Source organism: Aeromonas sp. 602658, assembly GCF_049173005.1.
GTDB lineage: Bacteria > Pseudomonadota > Gammaproteobacteria > Enterobacterales > Aeromonadaceae > Aeromonas > Aeromonas veronii_A.
In genome coordinates this window covers 1-17,555 of record NZ_JAAKRF010000020.1, presented here as the reverse complement: position 1 = coordinate 17,555, position 17,555 = coordinate 1, and the positions used below count along the sequence as shown (strand labels likewise).

Sequence of the window (17,555 nt, the reverse complement as noted above, 5' to 3'; positions counted from 1 at the left end):
GGTGAATGGCCTGATCAGCGTGGTTTCAGAGAGCTGCGGGCATAGTCGATGAGCCGTAAAGAGAGCTGTTTGTGTACCCCTTTTTCCAGTACCCAACGGTGCCAGTAGAGTCGCTCCGTCAGGATGCGCTCTGGGCTGAGGTTGACCAGTGAGCCACTCTCCAGTTGTCTCCTGATCTGTAATTCCGGGATAAGACAGTAGGCTACTCCCTGTTCGGCCATGGCGACAAAGGCCTCCGACGAATGAACCGTATGGCAGGGGTAGCCGCCAGGCTCCAGCCCGAACTGCTCCCTCATAAAGCTTACATGCATGTCATCTCGCTGATCGAACGCTACTGCCGGTGCCTTGGCCAGTGCTTCCCGGGTCAGACCGCGAGGAAAATGGCGAGCCACAAAGGCCGGGCTGGCGGTGAGCAGATAGTTCATCTCACCCAGCTCGTCGACACAGCAACCCGCCAGCGGTTGGGGGCTCAGGCTGACCGCGCCGAAGGCCTGTCCCTCGCGCACCTTGTCGAGGGTGCGGCACTCGTCATCCACCAGCAGGTTGAGTTCGATGGGATGCTGCTCAAGCAAGGGAGTAATCGAGGGCAGAAACCAGGTGGCCAGGCTGTCGGCATTGACGGCGATACTGATCCGGATGGGTGCTTGTGGTGTGGCGGGAGCCAGCTCACCAGCCAGTTCCAGCTCTAGCTGGTGGACCTGACGATAGTGTGCCAGCAGCTTCTGGCCGAGCGGGGTCGCTTGCAGCGGCTGGCTGCGGATGAGCAGCGGCTCGGCAAACTGCTGCTCCAGCTGCTTGATCCGCTGGGAGATGGCCGACTGGGTGATATGGAGCGACTTGGCCGCCCGCTCGAAGTTCTGTTCCTGCAGTACCGCATCCAACGCCCGCAGCAGTTTGTAGTCCAGCTCTTTCATCTTCCCTCCCTTGCGTTGCTTCTGGGCTGACTCTACGTCACTCGGCAGGGGACAACAATGAGTGGTGACAGGGACGTTATGCTGTGATTTCTGACAGTAGTGATCAGGTTGTTGAGGGAGGATACTGCCCGCTGATCCGTGGGTTAGCCTGCGGGCTCATAGCGATCTGTTTATCCCGGGTCTGTTTTCCCGGGATTTTTTATGACTGCGCTGTCAGCGCCCTTGATGGTTGCTGCAGTAGAATGTGGCTGGTTTGATAGTGGCCCAGCAGAGGTTGGCCAACGGCACGGGCGAAACGTTCATCCAGATGGAAGCGGATCCCCACCCCGCGCACGGCCCCCAGATCCACCGTCTGGCGGTGACCGAGCCGCTCGATGGGCAGTCCGAGACGACGAAAGATGCGCTCTACCGGCAGGCTGACGACAGCGACCAGCTCCCGGATCCCGTGAGCATGGGCGAAGGCATAGACTTCGCGAAAGATAACGCAGGTGAGCTCGCTGACGCCATTGACCATCCGCGGAGCACGGCCGGCATCGATGGCTAGACGGGTCAGTTCCCAGACATCGGGGGTGCGTGGTGCACTTTCACCGGCAAGGGCGGTGGGGAAGATGGTGGGCAGCATATAGGCATCGGCACAGTTGAGCAGGCGAATACAGCCGCACAGCCCTTGTTTATCCTCGATCAGCACCCAATGGGTGTCTGGCGTATCAAAGCTGTCACGCTCGAGTCCCCGATGGGACTCTACATCCCAGCCGAGCCGGTCGGAAAAGACGCGATTTCGAAAGCGATAGAGTTCCTCCTCTACCTCATTTCGTGGATGCTCTCTCAATTTTCCTTTGAAAACCAACATTATGGGCCCTCTGTCTTGCTATTCGCCGTTATAATCACATGTCTGGCCAAGGGGGCTTTCATATGAAAAGAGACCAACTGCTTGAGTATCTCGAACATTTCACTTCGGTGACGGATGGCAACCGTCTGGCCGAGCTGATCGGTCACTTCACGCTCGGGATGGGCTACGACTACTACCGCTTCGCGCTGATCCTGCCGATGTCGATGCAAAGACCCAAGGTGGTGCTGTTCAATCACTGCCCTGACTCCTGGGTGCAGGCCTACACCGAAAACAACATGCTGGCATGTGATCCGGTGATCCAGCTGGCGCGCAAGCAGACTCTGCCCATCTACTGGAATCGCCTCGATGAGCGAGCCAGTTTTCTGCAAGAGGGAAGCATGGATGTGATGGGGCTGGCAGCCGAGTTCGGGCTACGCAATGGCATCTCCTTCCCCCTGCACGGTGCAGCCGGGGAGAACGGGATCCTCTCCTTTATCACGTCCGAGCGGGCCTCGAGCGATCTGCTGCTGGAGTCGTCGCCGATCCTCTCATGGATGTCGAACTACATCTTCGATGCCGCAATCCGGGTGGTGCGTTTCAGCATGATGGACAGTGCGGGCAAAGAGCCCCTGACCGAGCGCGAAACCGAGTGTCTGTTTTGGGCCAGCGAAGGAAAGACCTCCTGCGAGATAGCCTGCATCCTCGGCATCACGGAGCGCACGGTCAATTACCACCTCAATCAGGTCACCCGCAAAACCGGCTCCATGAACCGCTACCAGGCCATTGCCAAGGGGGTGGGGACCGGCTTGCTGTTGCCCAATCTGGAGCAGGTGGTGGTCACCAATTTTCCCCGAGTGTTGCAGTAGTCCGAGTCTCACATGCCACAGATTCTCCTGCTGCTGTATGAGGGTCACAATTGTCAGATCCGGTAATTGACAAGGGATTGAATAGAAAAGCTTCATCATTAGCAAAATGAATGAACCAGTAAATCAATGAATTTCTAAGAGGGAACAGGGCTCGCTATAGTGCCGTTCATTCATCACTTCGAACGGAACTTTCCATGCTGCTGACCACGACCCTGCAAGGCTTCACCATAGGTCTTGCCATGATCATCCCCATCGGCGCCCAGAATGCCTTTGTGCTGAGCAGAGGCATCCATCGCAATCACCATCTGCTGAGCGCCACACTCTGCAGTTTCTGCGACCTCATTCTGATCGCTATAGGGGTATTTGGCGGAGCCAATCTGCTGGCTACCAGCCCGATTGGCATGATGCTGCTTACCTGGGGCGGCGTGCTGTTTCTCGGCTGGTTTGGGGTTCGCTCCCTGCGCAGCGCCTGGCATGGACAGGAGGGCGGACTGGCCGACTCTTCGCAACGGATGAGAGCCAGAAGCGTACTGGCCATGACGCTAGGGGTCACCCTGCTCAATCCCCATGTCTATCTCGATACCCTGATGCTGCTCGGCTCCCTTGGCAGTCAGGTGAGCGAGTCCCTGCGTCCGGCCTTTGCTGCGGGGGCCATGCTGGCCTCGCTGGTGTGGTTTTACTCGCTTGCGCTGGGAGCGGCCGCATTGGCGCCCTGGCTAGCGCGAGGAGGGGTGCAGCGGGGGATCGATCTGCTGGTCGGCATCATCATGCTGAGTCTGGCTATTCAACTGGCCATAGGAAGTTGAGGAAGTTAAGGCGGCAGGAATGAGCGACCGGTAACAAAAAGATGCCACTCGCAGGGAGTGGCATCTTCGCTATTGGAGGGGGTCAGACTCGGAACTGGGAGAGCAGGCGCTGTTGCAGCAGGCTGGCTTGATGGAGCGAGGAGGCGAGCTGCAGGCACTCCTGCGCCTCCTGTTCGCCGGTTCTGGCTTGCAGACTGATGCCGGAGACCTTGTCAGAGGAGTGGCTCAGGGTGTGTGACAGTTGACCTGTGGCTACGGCCACCTGCTGCACCATGTCGGCCAGCTGGTCGATGGCGCCTTCCACCTTGAACAGGATCTGCTTGGTGTTCTCGGAGTCCTGCATGCCGGACTCCACCGTCTTGAGGTTGCGCTGCATCATCAGGTAGGCGCTCTCGGTCTGCTGCTGGATGCTGCTGATCACCTGGCTGATCTCGGCGCTTGATGTCGCCGTGCGATTGGCCAGGGTGCGCACCTCGTCCGCGACCACAGCAAAGCCACGTCCCATCTCCCCCGCGCGGGCTGCTTCGATAGCCGCATTGAGGGCCAGCAGGTTGGTCTGCTCCGAGATTTCGCTGATGGTGGAGATGATCTGGCCGATCTGGCCCGCCTGCTCCTTGAGGGCGTTGATGGCGATGGCGCACTCGCCCACCTCCTGCACCACCCGCTGCATGCCCGCACTGGCAGAGGCGACATATTGGCTACTTTCGGTGGTTAGCTGGCGCACCTCGTTGGCATTGTGGGCCGCCATGCTGCAGTTGTCAGAAATACCGGTAGCGACTTGTACCATTTGTTCACTGTCCTGATGCAGGGCCAGCGCATGTTCGGCGGTCTGGCGGCTGCTCTGGCTGATCGCCTCCACCCGGTTGACCGAGGTGTGAACGTGTTCGCTGATGTGCCGGTTGTTGTCCATGGTGGAGCTGATCATCTTCTGCAATTTCTCGATGAAGCGATCCACGCTGTTGGCCAGCGAGCCTATCTCGTCATCCCGCTGCAGGTTGATGCGGGCGTTGAGATCCCCCTCGCCGGCGGCGATATCCTGCATCCGTTTGTCCACTTGCAGCAGCGGGGTGACCAGCTTGCGGGTCAGCCAGAAGCCACAGAGGGTGACCATCATCAGGCTAAGCAACAGGCCGCCCAGCAGCAGGGTGCGGGTTTGGCTGATGATGCCGTTGAGCTGGACTACCTGATCCTCGACGGTGGCATCACCGCTTGCCTCGATGGCAACCAGTTGTTGCTGTAGCTGGTCGGCACTGGCCTCATAGAGAGCCTGCTGGGCCTGATAGCTGCCGAGCGCCTCGATCCACTGCCCCATCAGCTGCTGATGTCGGGCCAACAGGGTGCGATACTGTGTCGCCAGCGGCTTGCCGGCAAATTCGCCGGTTCCCTCGATATCGAACAGCCCGGTACCGAGCATGCTGTCGATCGCTTCGTGATAGAAATCGGTCGCCTCTTTCAGCTCGACCTTGATCGCCTCCGTTACCCCTTGTCTGCGCATCTTCTCCAGCGCATAGAGCTGGCGCAAAAAGCCGATATTGGACTCCATTCCCCCGTCGGCCGCTTCCCAGCGGGTGGAGAGGCCGCTGTTCCAGCTGATGGTCTGGTCGGGGGCCTGGGTCAGCACCTCTACCGCCCCATCGCCAATCACCTCCAGCTGGGTCGAGAGTCGTGCCATCAGCTCGGCGTTGTGATGCAGGGCCTGATCCACCTCGGTATAGGCGTGATAGAGCGTCAACAGCTTCTCTTGTTGTTGTTGATAGGCCAGCTTCTGCTGCTCCATAGTGGCCAGGACTGCGCCATCAATGAGCTGACCCTGGCTGACCCGGGCCAGCGCATCATCGGTCGCCGCCTTGGCGGCATCAAGCTCGGTGCGATTGAGCGGGGTGCCGTTTTGCATCTTCTGAATCTGTAACTGTTGATTGCCCAGTTCGATGGAGCCTTCCATGGCGCCATCGGCGGTCTGCCAGGCGCTTCCCAACACATAGGTGAGCAGGCCGGCCAGCCGCTGGCTGCCATACCAGCCCACGACCCCCATCCCCAGCGTGCAGCCGAGCAAGATGGCAAGACCCAGATTGGCGGTGGTAACAATTTTCATATGATGGCCTTCCTTGGTATCTGCACTGGCATCAATTTCGGTTCCGAACGGATTTAGTGTAGTGGCTCATGCCCAGTCGGAGTCCGGTACGGTGCAGAAACATCCCGTACACGCAGGCTGAACTAGATCAAGCATGGTGGCCAATTTGCGAAAAAGCTTCTCCGGATACCAGAGGGTTGCTGCCCTATGCTGGATACTTATCCAGTTATTCTTTATGCTATGAGCCAATTTGCGAATAGCTGTATTGGTGAGGAGAGAGCCGTGATTGGTCGCTTGAGAGGCATTGTCATTGAGAAGCAGCCCCCCGAGGTCTTGCTGGAAGTAGGCGGGGTTGGTTACGAGGTTCATATGCCGATGAGCTGCTTCTATGATTTGCCGGAGATCGGCAAGGAGGCGACCATCCACACTCACTTCGTGGTGCGGGAAGATGCCCAGTTGCTCTATGGTTTTAACCACAAACAGGAGCGGGCGCTGTTCCGCGAGCTGATCAAGACCAACGGAGTCGGCCCCAAGCTGGCGCTGGCTATTCTCTCCGGCATGACAGCTACCCAATTCGTGCTGAGTGTCGAACGTGAAGAGATAAGCTCTTTGGTCAAACTGCCGGGAGTCGGCAAGAAGACCGCCGAGCGTCTGGTGGTGGAGATGAAGGATCGCCTCAAGGGCTGGGTCAGTCACGACCTCTTCTCCCCGGCCATGGTCACCCTGCCAGCCAGTGAGCCAGAATTGCGGGCACCGGATGTGACCGAAGAGGCGGCCAGTGCGCTGGTGGCCCTCGGTTACAAGCCGCAGCAGGCGAGCCAGATTGTCAGCAAGATCGCCAAAGAGGGGATGTCGGTGGAAGATATCATCCGTGAATCCCTGCGTAGCCTGGTATGAGGTAGTTGATGATTGAAGCAGACCGCCTCATTTCGGCCAGTGCCGCCCGTGAGGATGACATTATTGACCGGGCTATCCGCCCCAAGAAGCTGGCTGATTACACCGGTCAGGATACCGTCTGCGAGCAGATGGAGATCTTTATCGAAGCGGCCCGTCAGCGGGGTGAAGCGCTCGATCACCTGCTGATCTTCGGTCCGCCGGGCTTGGGTAAGACCACCCTCGCCAACATCGTCGCCAACGAGATGGGTGTCAATATCAAGACCACCTCCGGCCCGGTGCTGGAGAAAGCGGGGGATCTGGCGGCGCTGCTCACCAACCTTGAACCGAACGATGTGTTGTTCATCGACGAGATCCACCGTCTCAGCCCGGTGGTGGAAGAGGTGCTCTATCCGGCGATGGAGGATTACCAGCTCGACATCATGATCGGGGAGGGACCAGCGGCTCGCTCCATCAAGCTGGATCTGCCTCCCTTTACCCTGATTGGCGCTACCACCCGGGCCGGTTCACTCACCAGCCCGCTGCGGGATCGCTTCGGCATCGTCCAGCGGCTGGAGTTTTACAACGTCAAGGACCTGACCGATATCGTCTCCCGCAGTGCCCGTTGTCTGGGGCTCGACATGACGGAAGATGGTGCCATTGAGGTCGCCCGTCGCTCTCGCGGTACGCCGCGGATTGCTAACCGTTTGTTAAGACGAGTGCGTGACTTCGCCCAGGTCAAATCCGATGGCCGGATCGATGGCCCCATCGCGGCCCGCGCCATGGACATGCTGGATGTCGATAACGAAGGTTTTGACTTCATGGACCGCAAGTTATTGTTGGCTGTCATAGACAAGTTTATGGGGGGGCCGGTGGGTCTCGATAATCTGGCCGCCGCGATCGGGGAAGAGAAAGATACTATCGAAGATGTGCTTGAGCCTTATCTGATCCAGCAAGGGTATCTGCAACGTACACCCAGAGGACGGATTGCGACCACACGAGCATATGCTCATTTCGGTCTTCAGCGACCAGATGAGAAGTAAAAACAGTCGTTTGAACAAAAAACCGCCGTCAAAGGCGGTTTTTTGTTATTCGGGCAAAAAAAAAGCCCACGGCTGATGCGGTGGGCAAAGACAATTCAGGATGGATGTTCACAGACAGTGAGTGCGTCTGGACACAGACCGGAAAATAAACAGGTGAGCCGTCGCGAGCTCTCAGAGTCGGTTCAGTTGATAGAGCTGAACAAAGGAAAGCTTGTAGTAACGGATGGTTTTAGCAACAAACTTTTTCATCTTCGATTCCAATAGACAGGTTCAAATTGATGGTCGAATACGTACCGTGAACCCGGATTAACCGGCCTGTATCCAAGGGTATGCCCTCACTGCGAGGCGCATTGTAGGAGCTCGTATCGGCCCGGGCAAACAAGAAAAATTGCAACCTTCAAATTAGTTTATCTAATGTAGTGATTGATGAAATTGGTTCGCATGAGTATGCATTGTTTGTAGTTTTAAATTGAGTTTTCGAATCAGTTCGCCTGACCTGGATAACATGGAAAAAGGCGCGTCATCGACATTTTTCAAATTAAATGGGGTGGCCGGATGTCAAATTCTTAAATTGATTTAAATCAATATTTTACGCATTGTCATCTTTTGTGATCTGGCTCGCTTCAATAATCGTGAAATAGATTAAACATGGCTTTGAAAGCCATGTATGGCGGGTCCTTTTACATTGATTTCAATCAAATAAAGGTGATATAAAAACCCGGTCATAATGAGCGAGAATAAATTGAAGCTTATTGTTTTTTAATTGTTAAACATTAGCTTTGTTTGTGTTTTCGCGTTGCCTTGTTGTTAATATTGGTGGTTACTGAAAGTGTTTTGTTGTGATGCGTCTCAACGGGGCCCATTCGATAACCCCCAACGGAAGCTTTGTGCTTAAAACTTAAAATAGCCGTGCCAATAATCGGTGAGGAAACATCATGATTGCTGAGCATGTGGTAGACCTATCGCGGTTCCAGTTCGCTGCGACGGCCCTTTATCACTTTTTGTTTGTACCCCTGACGCTGGGAATGGCCTTTCTCCTGGCGATCATGGAATCCGTCTATGTGATGACCAACAACACCATCTACCGGGACATGACCAAATTCTGGGGTAAGTTGTTTGGTATCAACTTTGCCCTGGGGGTCACCACAGGTCTGGCCATGGAGTTCCAGTTCGGGACGAACTGGGCGTACTACTCCCATTATGTCGGCGATATCTTCGGGGCCCCGCTGGCTATCGAAGGGCTGATGGCCTTCTTCCTGGAGTCCACCTTCGTCGGTATGTTCTTCTTTGGTTGGGATCGTCTGAGTAAGCATCAGCATCTGGCTGCCACCTGGTTGATGGCGCTGGGCACCAACCTCTCCGCCCTCTGGATCCTGGTCGCCAACGGCTGGATGCAGAACCCGGTCGGGGCAGAGTTCAACTTCGAATCCATGCGGATGGAGATGATGAGCTTCGCTGACGTGGTGCTCAACCCTGTTGCTCAGGTCAAGTTCGTTCACACTGTGGCGGCTGGTTATACCTGTGGCGCCATGTTTGTGCTGGGTATCTCCTCCTACTACCTGTTGAAGAATCGTGATGTGGCGTTTGCCCGTCGCTCCTTCGCCATTGCCGCTGCGTTCGGTATGGCTTCCATCGTGTCCGTGCTGATCCTCGGTGACGAATCCGGTTACGAGACCGGTGAAGTGCAGAAGGTGAAACTGGCCGCTATCGAAGCTGAGTGGGAAACTGAACCTGCTCCGGCCGCCTTTACCCTGTTCGGTATTCCGAATCAGGAAGAGATGCGCACCGACTACGCCATCAAGATCCCCTATGCACTGGGCATTATCGCTACCCGTTCTCTGGACGGTCAGGTAACCGGTCTGAAGGATCTGAAGAGCGAGCACGAACTGCGCGTTCGTAACGGTATGACCGCTTACGACTTGCTGACCAAGCTGCAATCCGGTGACAAGTCTGACGAGACCCGCGCTCGCTTCGACGAAGTGAAGCAGGATCTGGGCTACGGTCTGCTGCTCAAGCGCTACACCAGCAATGTGACCGATGCTACCGACGAGCAGATCAAGGCCGCCGTGGATGACTCCATCCCGCAGGTTCTGCCGCTGTTCTTCGCCTTCCGCATCATGGTTGCCGTCGGCATGCTGATGCTGGTACTGATTGGTATGGCCTTCTATGACAGTGCCCGTCACCAGATCGGCCAGCGCAAGTGGCTGCTCAAGGCTCTGCTGTGGGGTATCCCGCTGCCGTGGATCGCCATCGAAGCTGGCTGGTTTGTTGCCGAATATGGTCGCCAACCGTGGACCATTGCAGAGGTGTTGCCGACTTCCCTCTCTGCATCCAACTTGCCTGCAGCCGAGATCTGGTTCTCTCTGATCGGTATCTGCCTGTTCTATACCGTACTTCTGGTTATCGAGATGTACCTGATGTTCAAGTATGCCCGTCTTGGCCCCAGCAGCCTGAAGACTGGCAAGTATCACTTTGAACAGATCAAGGCATAAGGAGAGCGACCATGTTTGATTACGAAACTCTGCGTGTCATCTGGTGGGCTCTGGTCGGCGTACTGCTGATCGGTTTTGCCATCACGGACGGCTTCGACATGGGGGTAGGCGCACTGCTCCCGTTCGTCGGCAAGAAAGATGTCGAGCGCCGCGTGATGCTCAACACCATGGGGCCGCACTGGGAAGGTAACCAGGTTTGGCTGGTCACTGCCGGTGGCGCCTTGTTCGCCGCCTGGCCGATGGTGTATGCCGCGACCTTCTCCGGCTTCTACATCGCCATGATCCTGACCTTGATGGCGCTGTTCCTGCGTCCGGTCGGTTTCAAGTACCGCTCGCTGCGTGCTGATGCAAAATGGCGCAGCAACTGGGACTGGGCCTTGTTCGCCGGTAGCGCCGTACCGCCCATCGTCTTTGGTGTGGCCTTTGGCAACCTGCTGCAAGGCGTTCCGTTCGAGTTTAACCAGTTCATGATGTTGACCTATCACGGCAACTTCTTCGGCCTGCTTAACCCGTTCGGCATTCTGGCTGGTCTGGTGAGCCTGTTCATGCTGCTCACCCAGGGCGCAACCTGGTTGATGATGAAGACCGACGGGGAAGTGCTGGCACGTTCCCGTACTGCCGCCATGATCTGCTCACTGCTGACTCTGGTGCTGTTTGCTGCCGCGGGTTGGTGGGTAAGCGGTATGGAAGGGTATGTCATCGTCAAGGCTGCCGCGACTGACGCAGTATCCAACCCGATGAACAAGGAAGTTGTCCTGCAGGCTGGTGCCTGGATGAACAACTACACCCTCTATCCGTGGATGGTGGCTGCCCCTGTACTGGGCCTGGCCATGAGCCTGCTGACTGCGCTGTTTGCCCGCATGAACATCGGCTGGCTGGCGTTTACCAGCTCCTCGCTGGCGATTGCCGGGGTCATCCTCACTGCCGGTTTCTCCATGTTCCCGTTCGTGATGCCCTCAAGCCTTGAGCCGTCACTGAGCCTGACCATGTGGGATGCTACCGCCTCTTTCAACACCTTGCAGGTGATGACTGTGGCCGCAGCAGTCTTCGTACCGATTGTGCTGGGTTACACCATCTGGACTTACATCAAGATGTTTGGCCGGGTAACCAACAAGCACATCGAAGATAACCAACAATCTCTCTATTAAGAGGTGCGCTGACAATGTGGTATTTCACCTGGATCCTGGGGCTGTTGCTGGCCTGTGCATTTGGCATCATCAATGCGTTGTGGTTGGAACACACCGAGAACATGGATCGTCAGATCGATGAAAACAAGTGATCGACTCGCCAGGCTGGCCGCTCCCCTGGAGCGGCAGCCGTGGCAGGGGTTGATGTTACTCGCGGCGGCCTTGTTGGCCGTCGCTATTTTACAGGCCCCCAATCTGATCGCGGCCAACACCAGCGAGCATGGTCTCTGGCTTGCTCCCTGGCTGATGTGGGCCGTCTGTTGTGGCGTACTTAACGGGCTTGGCTTTCATCTGAAAAGCCTGCCCGGACGTGTGCTGTTCAACCCCTGGCTCGCCTGGCCCAGTTTGTTGTATGGCCTCTGGCTGACACATTCATATTTCCTTTCATAAAAAACGGGGGGAGGCAGGATTTCCCTGTCTCCCCCTGCTTCTTTCCTATTCAGCCCTGCGCTATGATAGCCCCCCATCTGACTGTCGAATGGATCACAGATTGTTATGGGGGAAGTCTTTGAGTTTCCGGTGCGTGTCTACTACGAAGACACCGACGCCGGGGGCATCGTCTACAACGCCAATTATCTCAAGTTTATGGAACGTGCTCGCACCGAGTTTCTTCGTGCCAAAGGGGTCGAACAGGACGTCTGGCTGCAGGAGGGATATGCCTTCGTGGTGAGCCGAACTGAGATCGATTTCCGCTCGGCGGCCCGTTTTAATGAACTATTGAATGTATTAACGCAAGTGATTGAAGTGAAACGCGCATCCCTGCGCTTTTCGCAGCAGATCCTGGCGGCTGATGGACGACTGATCACCCAGGCGATGGTACAGATAGCCTGTGTCAGTCATCCGCAAATGAAACCTGTAGCTATACCTGAAAAAATCAAGGGAGTGCTGTTAAGTGCACGCTGAAATTTCGTTTATTGGCCTGTTTTGGCAAGCCAGCCTGTTGGTAAAACTGGTCATGATGACCCTGATGAGCATGTCGGTCGTCTCCTGGGCGCTGATTATCCAGCGTTCAAAGGCGATCAAGGCGGCCAATCTCGCATCGGAACAGTTTGAAGATCGCTTCTGGTCAGGGGTCGATCTCAATCGCCTCTATCAGGAGTCCTCTTCCCGCCGCGATGATATCGAAGGCATGGAAGATATCTTCTACTCCGGCTTCAAGGAGTATGCCCGCCTGCTCAAGGCCGGTGCCCGTGGTCAGGATGCGGTAATGGATGGTACCTACCGCGCCATGCGCGTCTCCCTCTCCCGCGCGGTGGATGATCTGGAATCCAACTTGCCGGTGCTGGCGACCATCGGCTCCATCAGCCCCTATATCGGTCTGTTTGGTACCGTATGGGGGATCATGAACGCCTTTATCGCCCTGGGTCAGGTGCAGCAGGCCACCCTGCAGATGGTGGCACCGGGTATCGCGGAAGCGCTGATCGCCACCGCCATGGGTCTGTTTGCCGCTATCCCGGCGGTTATCTTCTACAACCGCTTCTCCAACAAGGTCGAGCGGCTGGAGAACGCCTACGCCAACTTCATGGACGAGTTCACCACCATTCTGAACCGTCAAATTGCACAGCAGCAGGGTGATCAGTAATGCAAACCTATCAGCGGATCCGGCGCAAGAAGGTGGCCGAGATCAACGTGGTTCCCTATATCGACGTCATGCTGGTGCTGCTTATCATCTTTATGGCGGTCACGCCGGTGATCACGCAAGGGGTCAAGGTGGATCTGCCACAGGCTGAGTCCGAGCAGTTGCCGGAAGATGCCAAGCCGCCCTTCATCGTCAGCGTCAATTCCGAAGGCGAGTATGTCATCAAGGCTGGTGAAGCCGATGATGAGCCGGTGCCAAGCGGCACGCCAGAGGCGATGCAGCAATACATCACCGAAAAAGCCATGGGCTATCTGGCGATCAACCAGAATGCCCCCGTGGTGGTCGCGGGTGACAAGGCCGTGCGCTACGAAGAGGTGATCCTGTTGATGGTGGCCCTCAAGAAAGCGGGTGTGCCTCAGGTTGGCCTGATGACAGATCCGGTGAACTAACGGAGATGGATGTGAAGCGTGGTATTTCCGGTTATCTCATCGCGTCGTTTCTGCTGCACCTGATCATCGGCATCATCCTGTTTGTCGGGCTCGATTTCAGCAAACCGAAACGACCCGAATCGAAGGGGCAGATCGTCAATGCCGTCATGCTCGATGAGAATTTCCTCAACGAACAGGCCAAGCAGATCCAGCAGCAGAAATCTCAGCCCAAGCCTCAAAAGGTAGAGAAAGAGAAGGATAAGGAAGACACGGATCTCGCCAAGCGCGAGCTGGCTCAGAAACAGGAGCAGCTTCGCATCGCCGAGACCAAGCGCAAGCAGGCCGAAGAGGCGACTCGCAAGGCCGAGGCCGAGAAGCAGAAGAAGGTGGCCGAGCAGAAGCAGGCGGAAGAGAAGGCCCAAAAAGCCGAGGAAGCCCGCAAGCTGGAAGAACAGAAGGCCAAGAAGGCTGAAGCCGAGCGTAAAGCGGCGGAAGCCGAAAGCAAGGCGTTGGCGCTGAAGAAGAAAAAGGAACAAGAGAAGAAAGAGGCCGAAGAGAAGGCAAAGGCGGCAGAAGCCAAGGCCAAGAAAGCGGAAGCTGACAAGAAGGCCAAAGCCGAAGCCGAGAAGAAAGCCAAGGCAGAAGCAGAGAAAAAAGCCAAAGCCGAGGCCGAGAAGAAGGCCAAGGAAGAGGCTGAGAAAAAGGCAAAAGCTGACGCAGAGAAGAAAGCCAAGGCAGAGGCCGAAAAGCAGGCCAAGATCGCGGCTGAGCGCAAGCGTAAAGCGGCCGAGCAGGCCAAGCTGCAAAAAGAGATGGAAGAGATGATGCAGCAGCAGCTGTCGGCTGAGGCCAATGCCCGCAGTCAGGCGGCATCGGCAGCAGCCCAGGGCGAAGTCGACAAATATGCGGCGCTCATCAAGGCTACTGTTGAGCGGTATATGATTTTGGATCCCACCATGCGGGGCAAAACATGTACTATCGGCGTACGTCTTGCGAGCAGTGGCTTTGTCATATCGGTAGATAACGGCCAGGGTGACCCGGCGGTTTGTCGTTCCGGTAAGGCGGCTGTTCTGAAAGCCAATCAACTGCCTGTGCCCAAGGATCCTGCGGCATTCGAGATGTTGAAGGAATTTAACCTGAAGTTAGAACCGAGTATCTAAGCGTGATAAAACGAGGTTGCTTGCCTCCGGTTGGCAACCTCTCACCGAGAAAGGAATTTAACCTCTCATCTATATTGGAACCGAGTATTTAAGCCATGATCAGAAAAGTATTTTTTGCTTTGGTTGGCTGTTTGTTGCTGGGCCAGAGTGCCCAGGCGGCCCTGGACATCGTCATCACCGGCGGTATTGATAGCGCACGCCCCATCGCTGTCGCCCCCTTCAAGTGGGAAGGCAACGGGCAGTTGCCGCAGGACATCGCGGAAGTGGTCTCCAACGACCTGATGCGCAGCGGCAAGTTCAAGCCGCTGGCCCGTGGCCAGATGCCGCAGACCCCGAGCAGCAGCAGCGAGATCAACTTCGCTCCCTGGGCCTCCCAAGGGGTTGAAGCCGTGGTGGTGGGTTCCATTTCGGCAGTCGGTGACGGCACCTACAAGGTGAACTTCGAGCTGGTCGATGTGCTGAAGGGTCAGCTGGCCAAGGCACAAGGTGGCGAGAGCAACGGTTACATTCTGGATAGCCGTATGGCGACCATCCCGGGTGCCCAGATGCGCCAGTTTGCCCACCGTATCTCCGACATCGTCTATGAGCGTCTGACTGGCGAGCGCGGTGCCTTCCTGACCCGTCTGGCTTACGTCTCCGTACAGCAGGGTACCCAGTTCCCGTACCAGCTGCGCATTTCTGACTACGACGGTTACAACGAGAAGACCCTGCTGCGCTCCCGCGAGCCCTTGATGTCTCCGGCCTGGTCGCCGGATGGCAGCAAGCTGGCTTACGTGAGCTTCGAGAACCAGAAGTCCGAAATCTACGTGCAGGATATCTACACCCAGCAGCGCAGCCTGATCACCAGTTTCCGCGGTATTAACGGGGCGCCGGAGTGGTCTCCGGATGGTCGTCGTCTGGCTATCGTTCTCTCCAAAGATGGTTCACCGAACCTCTATGTGGTTGATGTCGCTAGCAAGCAGCTGACCCGCGTCACAACCAGCCGTGTGATCGACACCGAACCCTCCTGGATGCCGGATGGGCAAAATTTGTTGTTCACCTCTGAACGTGGTGGCAAACCCCAGATTTATAGCGTAAATTTGGCGACTGGTATGACTCGCCGGATGACTTGGGAAGGTGAATCCAACCAGGGTGCATCCATCACTCCTGATGGCAAAATCATGGTGATGGTGACCCGTGTTCAGGGACAGTATCGTATTGCCCGTCAGGACATGGAAAACAATGCCCTGTTGGTCCTTACCCAGAGTGCTCTGGATGAGTCGCCAAGTGTGGCTCCCAATGGCAGCATGATCATTTATGCCACCATCTATCAGGGTCGTAAGAGTCTCGCGTTGGTGTCGACTGATGGTCGCTTCAAGGCTGTGCTTCCGACCAGTAGCGGTGAAATTCGTGCACCAGCTTGGTCGCCCTTCTTGAATTGATAAAAATCCAATTGTTTTTTGTTTTGTTATAAAGGTTTAAGGAAATAGCATGCAACTCAATAAACTGCTCAAGGGTTTGGCCATCGCACTGCCACTGTTCACCCTGGCCGCTTGTAGTTCTTCTTCTGATTCCGACGCCGCTGGCGCTGAATCAGGTATGACCGACGGCATGGGCGGTGTACAAACCGGCGGCGCCAACGGCATGTTGTCCCCGGAAGAGCAGATGCGTCAGAAGTTCGAAGCACTGCAGCGTGACAACGTGATCTACTTCCCGTTCGACGGTTACGATATCCAGGGTCAGTACGCTGATCTGCTGGATGCCCACGCCAGCTACCTGCGCGAGCGCCCGAGCGTGAAAGTCCTGATCGAAGGTCACGCCGATGAGCGCGGTACTCCCGAGTACAACATCGCTCTGGGCGAGCGTCGTGCCAAGGCTGTTGCCAAGTATCTGCAAACCCTGGGTGTGCAGGCCGAGCAGCTCTCCATCGTCAGCTATGGCGAAGAGAAGCCGCTGGACATGTCTCACACCGAGGATGCCTTTGCCAAAAACCGCCGCGCGGTTCTGGTTTACTAAGGTTTAAACCGAACGAAGTTCGTTTATATGCAAGCGGCCATTTCGATGGCCGTTTTATTTGCACTAAACGCCAAGGTTTGATCCGAATGAAATCTGCATATGCGAGCGACGATGGCGCTGGCCGTTTTATCTGTACTAAACGCTAAGGTTTGATCCGAATGAAATCTGTGTACAAGCAAGCTGTCGTTGCGCTGGCCGTAATGGTTGCTCTGAATGCGCAAGCTGCAGCACCGGTCAGCGATCTGGGCGGTGACTCGGGTGGTGGCGTTGTCCTTAGTGGCAACAACGGCGCCATCGTGCCCACCGGTAGCCTGGAAGATCGGGTTGCCCTGCTGGAGCGCACCCTCAATGCCCGTCTGCGACTGCAAGCTGAATTACAGCAGCAGGTCGACTCCCTGCAAGGGGAGGTCTCCGAGCTGCGTGGTCAGCTGGAGCAGCAGACCTACCAGATGGAACAGTCGCAAGAGCGCCAGCGTCAGCTCTACCAGGAGCTCGACAAGGTTGCCAGCAGCCAGCAGGCTGCTCCAGCCGCCCCTGCCCCTGCTGCTGCCACACCGGCTGCCGCCGCCAATTACTCAACCAATCAGGATGAGAATCAGGCCTACGACGCAGCAGTCAACATGGTGCTCAAAGAGAAGAACTACGACAAAGCCATTCCGGCTTTCCAGGGCTTCATCAAGCAGTACCCCAATTCGGGCTATGTTCCCAATGCACACTACTGGCTCGGCCAGTTGCTGTTCAACAAGGGTGACAGAGCCGGTGCCTCGGCCCAGTTCTCGACCGTGGCCAACAAATACAGCAAATCCCCCAAGCGAGCCGATGCGCTGCTGAAGCTGGGTATGCTGGCGCAGCTGGATGGCAAGAAGGCGGAAGCCAAATCCTTCTATGAGCAGGTGATCAAGGGCTATCCCAACACCTCGCCGGCCCAGTTGGCCAAACAGAGTCTGAGCAAGCTGTAACATTGCTGTATGTCACTGTTTTCGTAACGCTACTGTAAAAACAGCCTGCATTTGTACGCACAGTGAGCAAACGGATTTAAATTACGAATTTTCTGTTGCACCGGAAATTTAAATCCGTAATATAGGCCGCCGTCAGAGCCGAAGCAGTAATGCAGTCGGAACTGGTCGTGGTGAGGGTCGTTAGCTCAGTCGGTAGAGCAGTTGACTTTTAATCAATTGGTCGCTGGTTCGAATCCAGCACGACCCACCATTTTCTCCACTCGGTGGAGACAGAATTCCCAGGTCGTTTAGCTCAGCTGGGAGAGCACCTCCCTTACAAGGAGGGGGTCACTGGTTCGATCCCAGTAACGACC

The 17,555-nt window shown here is 56.3% G+C and carries 18 protein-coding genes and 2 tRNA genes; 17 read left to right on the top strand and 3 right to left on the bottom strand.

The features are described from left to right. Nucleotides 1–14: 14 nt before the first annotated feature. Nucleotides 15–914 (bottom strand): LysR family transcriptional regulator ArgP, encoded by a 900-nt coding sequence (locus G5253_RS14080; protein ID WP_266135412.1) that lies wholly within the window; start codon nucleotides 912–914, stop codon nucleotides 15–17. Nucleotides 915–1,113: 199 nt separating this feature from the next. After that, nucleotides 1,114–1,764, bottom strand: coding sequence for an acyl-homoserine-lactone synthase (locus G5253_RS14075; protein WP_421203584.1), 651 nt, complete (start codon nucleotides 1,762–1,764; stop codon nucleotides 1,114–1,116). 62 nt (nucleotides 1,765–1,826) lie between these two features. On the opposite strand from G5253_RS14075, the gene G5253_RS14070 reads away from it, so the two are divergent. Both G5253_RS14070 and lysE read left to right on the top strand, forming a co-directional pair. Then, entirely contained in the window at nucleotides 1,827–2,609 is a 783-nt protein-coding gene (locus G5253_RS14070; protein WP_216952064.1) for a LuxR family transcriptional regulator, read from the top strand. 194 nt (nucleotides 2,610–2,803) lie between these two features. Then, nucleotides 2,804–3,415, top strand: a complete 612-nt coding sequence (lysE, locus tag G5253_RS14065) for an L-lysine exporter (RefSeq protein ID WP_421203582.1) — start codon at nucleotides 2,804–2,806, stop codon at nucleotides 3,413–3,415. A gap of 82 nt (nucleotides 3,416–3,497) precedes the next feature. Here lysE and G5253_RS14060 read toward each other — a convergent pair whose 3' ends face one another. Continuing rightward, complete coding sequence (locus G5253_RS14060) at nucleotides 3,498–5,507, bottom strand: methyl-accepting chemotaxis protein (protein ID WP_421203580.1); 2,010 nt, start codon at nucleotides 5,505–5,507, stop codon at nucleotides 3,498–3,500. A gap of 261 nt (nucleotides 5,508–5,768) precedes the next feature. On the opposite strand from G5253_RS14060, the gene ruvA reads away from it, so the two are divergent. The 15 genes from ruvA (at nucleotide 5,769) to G5253_RS13985 (ending at nucleotide 17,555) form a co-directional block, all read left to right on the top strand. Further along, the gene (gene ruvA / locus G5253_RS14055; RefSeq protein WP_216952061.1) at nucleotides 5,769–6,383 is read left to right on the top strand and encodes a Holliday junction branch migration protein RuvA; all 615 of its coding nucleotides are present in this window, start codon (nucleotides 5,769–5,771) and stop codon (nucleotides 6,381–6,383) included. An 8-nt stretch (nucleotides 6,384–6,391) separates the two neighbouring features. Next, nucleotides 6,392–7,402, top strand: a complete 1,011-nt coding sequence (gene ruvB, locus G5253_RS14050; protein ID WP_005335744.1) for a Holliday junction branch migration DNA helicase RuvB — start codon at nucleotides 6,392–6,394, stop codon at nucleotides 7,400–7,402. Between the two features lie 935 nt (nucleotides 7,403–8,337). Next, nucleotides 8,338–9,894: a cytochrome ubiquinol oxidase subunit I gene (locus G5253_RS14045; protein ID WP_227341407.1), complete on the top strand. Its 1,557-nt coding sequence runs from the start codon at nucleotides 8,338–8,340 to the stop codon at nucleotides 9,892–9,894. Between the two features lie 11 nt (nucleotides 9,895–9,905). Further along, on the top strand, nucleotides 9,906–11,042 hold the full coding sequence (gene cydB, locus G5253_RS14040; protein WP_139408789.1) for a cytochrome d ubiquinol oxidase subunit II: 1,137 nt from the start codon (nucleotides 9,906–9,908) through the stop codon (nucleotides 11,040–11,042). Between the two features lie 14 nt (nucleotides 11,043–11,056). Next, the gene (gene cydX / locus G5253_RS14035; RefSeq protein WP_005304933.1) at nucleotides 11,057–11,173 is read left to right on the top strand and encodes a cytochrome bd-I oxidase subunit CydX; all 117 of its coding nucleotides are present in this window, start codon (nucleotides 11,057–11,059) and stop codon (nucleotides 11,171–11,173) included. Next, complete coding sequence (locus G5253_RS14030; protein ID WP_041202810.1) at nucleotides 11,160–11,471, top strand: cyd operon YbgE family protein; 312 nt, start codon at nucleotides 11,160–11,162, stop codon at nucleotides 11,469–11,471. Before cydX ends, G5253_RS14030 begins: the two co-directional genes overlap by 14 nt. Before the next feature lie 105 nt (nucleotides 11,472–11,576). Continuing rightward, entirely contained in the window at nucleotides 11,577–11,984 is a 408-nt protein-coding gene (gene ybgC / locus G5253_RS14025; protein ID WP_005335737.1) for a tol-pal system-associated acyl-CoA thioesterase, read from the top strand. A gap of 1 nt (nucleotide 11,985) precedes the next feature. Then, nucleotides 11,986–12,663 (top strand): protein TolQ, encoded by a 678-nt coding sequence (gene tolQ / locus G5253_RS14020; protein WP_218972410.1) that lies wholly within the window; start codon nucleotides 11,986–11,988, stop codon nucleotides 12,661–12,663. Further along, nucleotides 12,663–13,109, top strand: coding sequence for a protein TolR (gene tolR / locus G5253_RS14015; RefSeq protein ID WP_266135417.1), 447 nt, complete (start codon nucleotides 12,663–12,665; stop codon nucleotides 13,107–13,109). Before tolQ ends, tolR begins: the two co-directional genes overlap by 1 nt. Before the next feature lie 5 nt (nucleotides 13,110–13,114). Continuing rightward, nucleotides 13,115–14,248: a cell envelope integrity protein TolA gene (tolA, locus tag G5253_RS14010; RefSeq protein WP_013723471.1), complete on the top strand. Its 1,134-nt coding sequence runs from the start codon at nucleotides 13,115–13,117 to the stop codon at nucleotides 14,246–14,248. Nucleotides 14,249–14,343: 95 nt separating this feature from the next. Next, on the top strand, nucleotides 14,344–15,669 hold the full coding sequence (gene tolB / locus G5253_RS14005; RefSeq protein WP_005335728.1) for a Tol-Pal system beta propeller repeat protein TolB: 1,326 nt from the start codon (nucleotides 14,344–14,346) through the stop codon (nucleotides 15,667–15,669). Between the two features lie 49 nt (nucleotides 15,670–15,718). Further along, nucleotides 15,719–16,243: a peptidoglycan-associated lipoprotein Pal gene (gene pal / locus G5253_RS14000; RefSeq protein WP_005304908.1), complete on the top strand. Its 525-nt coding sequence runs from the start codon at nucleotides 15,719–15,721 to the stop codon at nucleotides 16,241–16,243. Nucleotides 16,244–16,401: 158 nt separating this feature from the next. Next, the gene (gene ybgF / locus G5253_RS13995; RefSeq protein WP_167571264.1) at nucleotides 16,402–17,202 is read left to right on the top strand and encodes a tol-pal system protein YbgF; all 801 of its coding nucleotides are present in this window, start codon (nucleotides 16,402–16,404) and stop codon (nucleotides 17,200–17,202) included. Nucleotides 17,203–17,376: 174 nt separating this feature from the next. Continuing rightward, nucleotides 17,377–17,452, top strand: a tRNA-Lys gene (locus G5253_RS13990). A gap of 31 nt (nucleotides 17,453–17,483) precedes the next feature. Further along, nucleotides 17,484–17,555: transfer RNA gene (locus G5253_RS13985), tRNA-Val, on the top strand.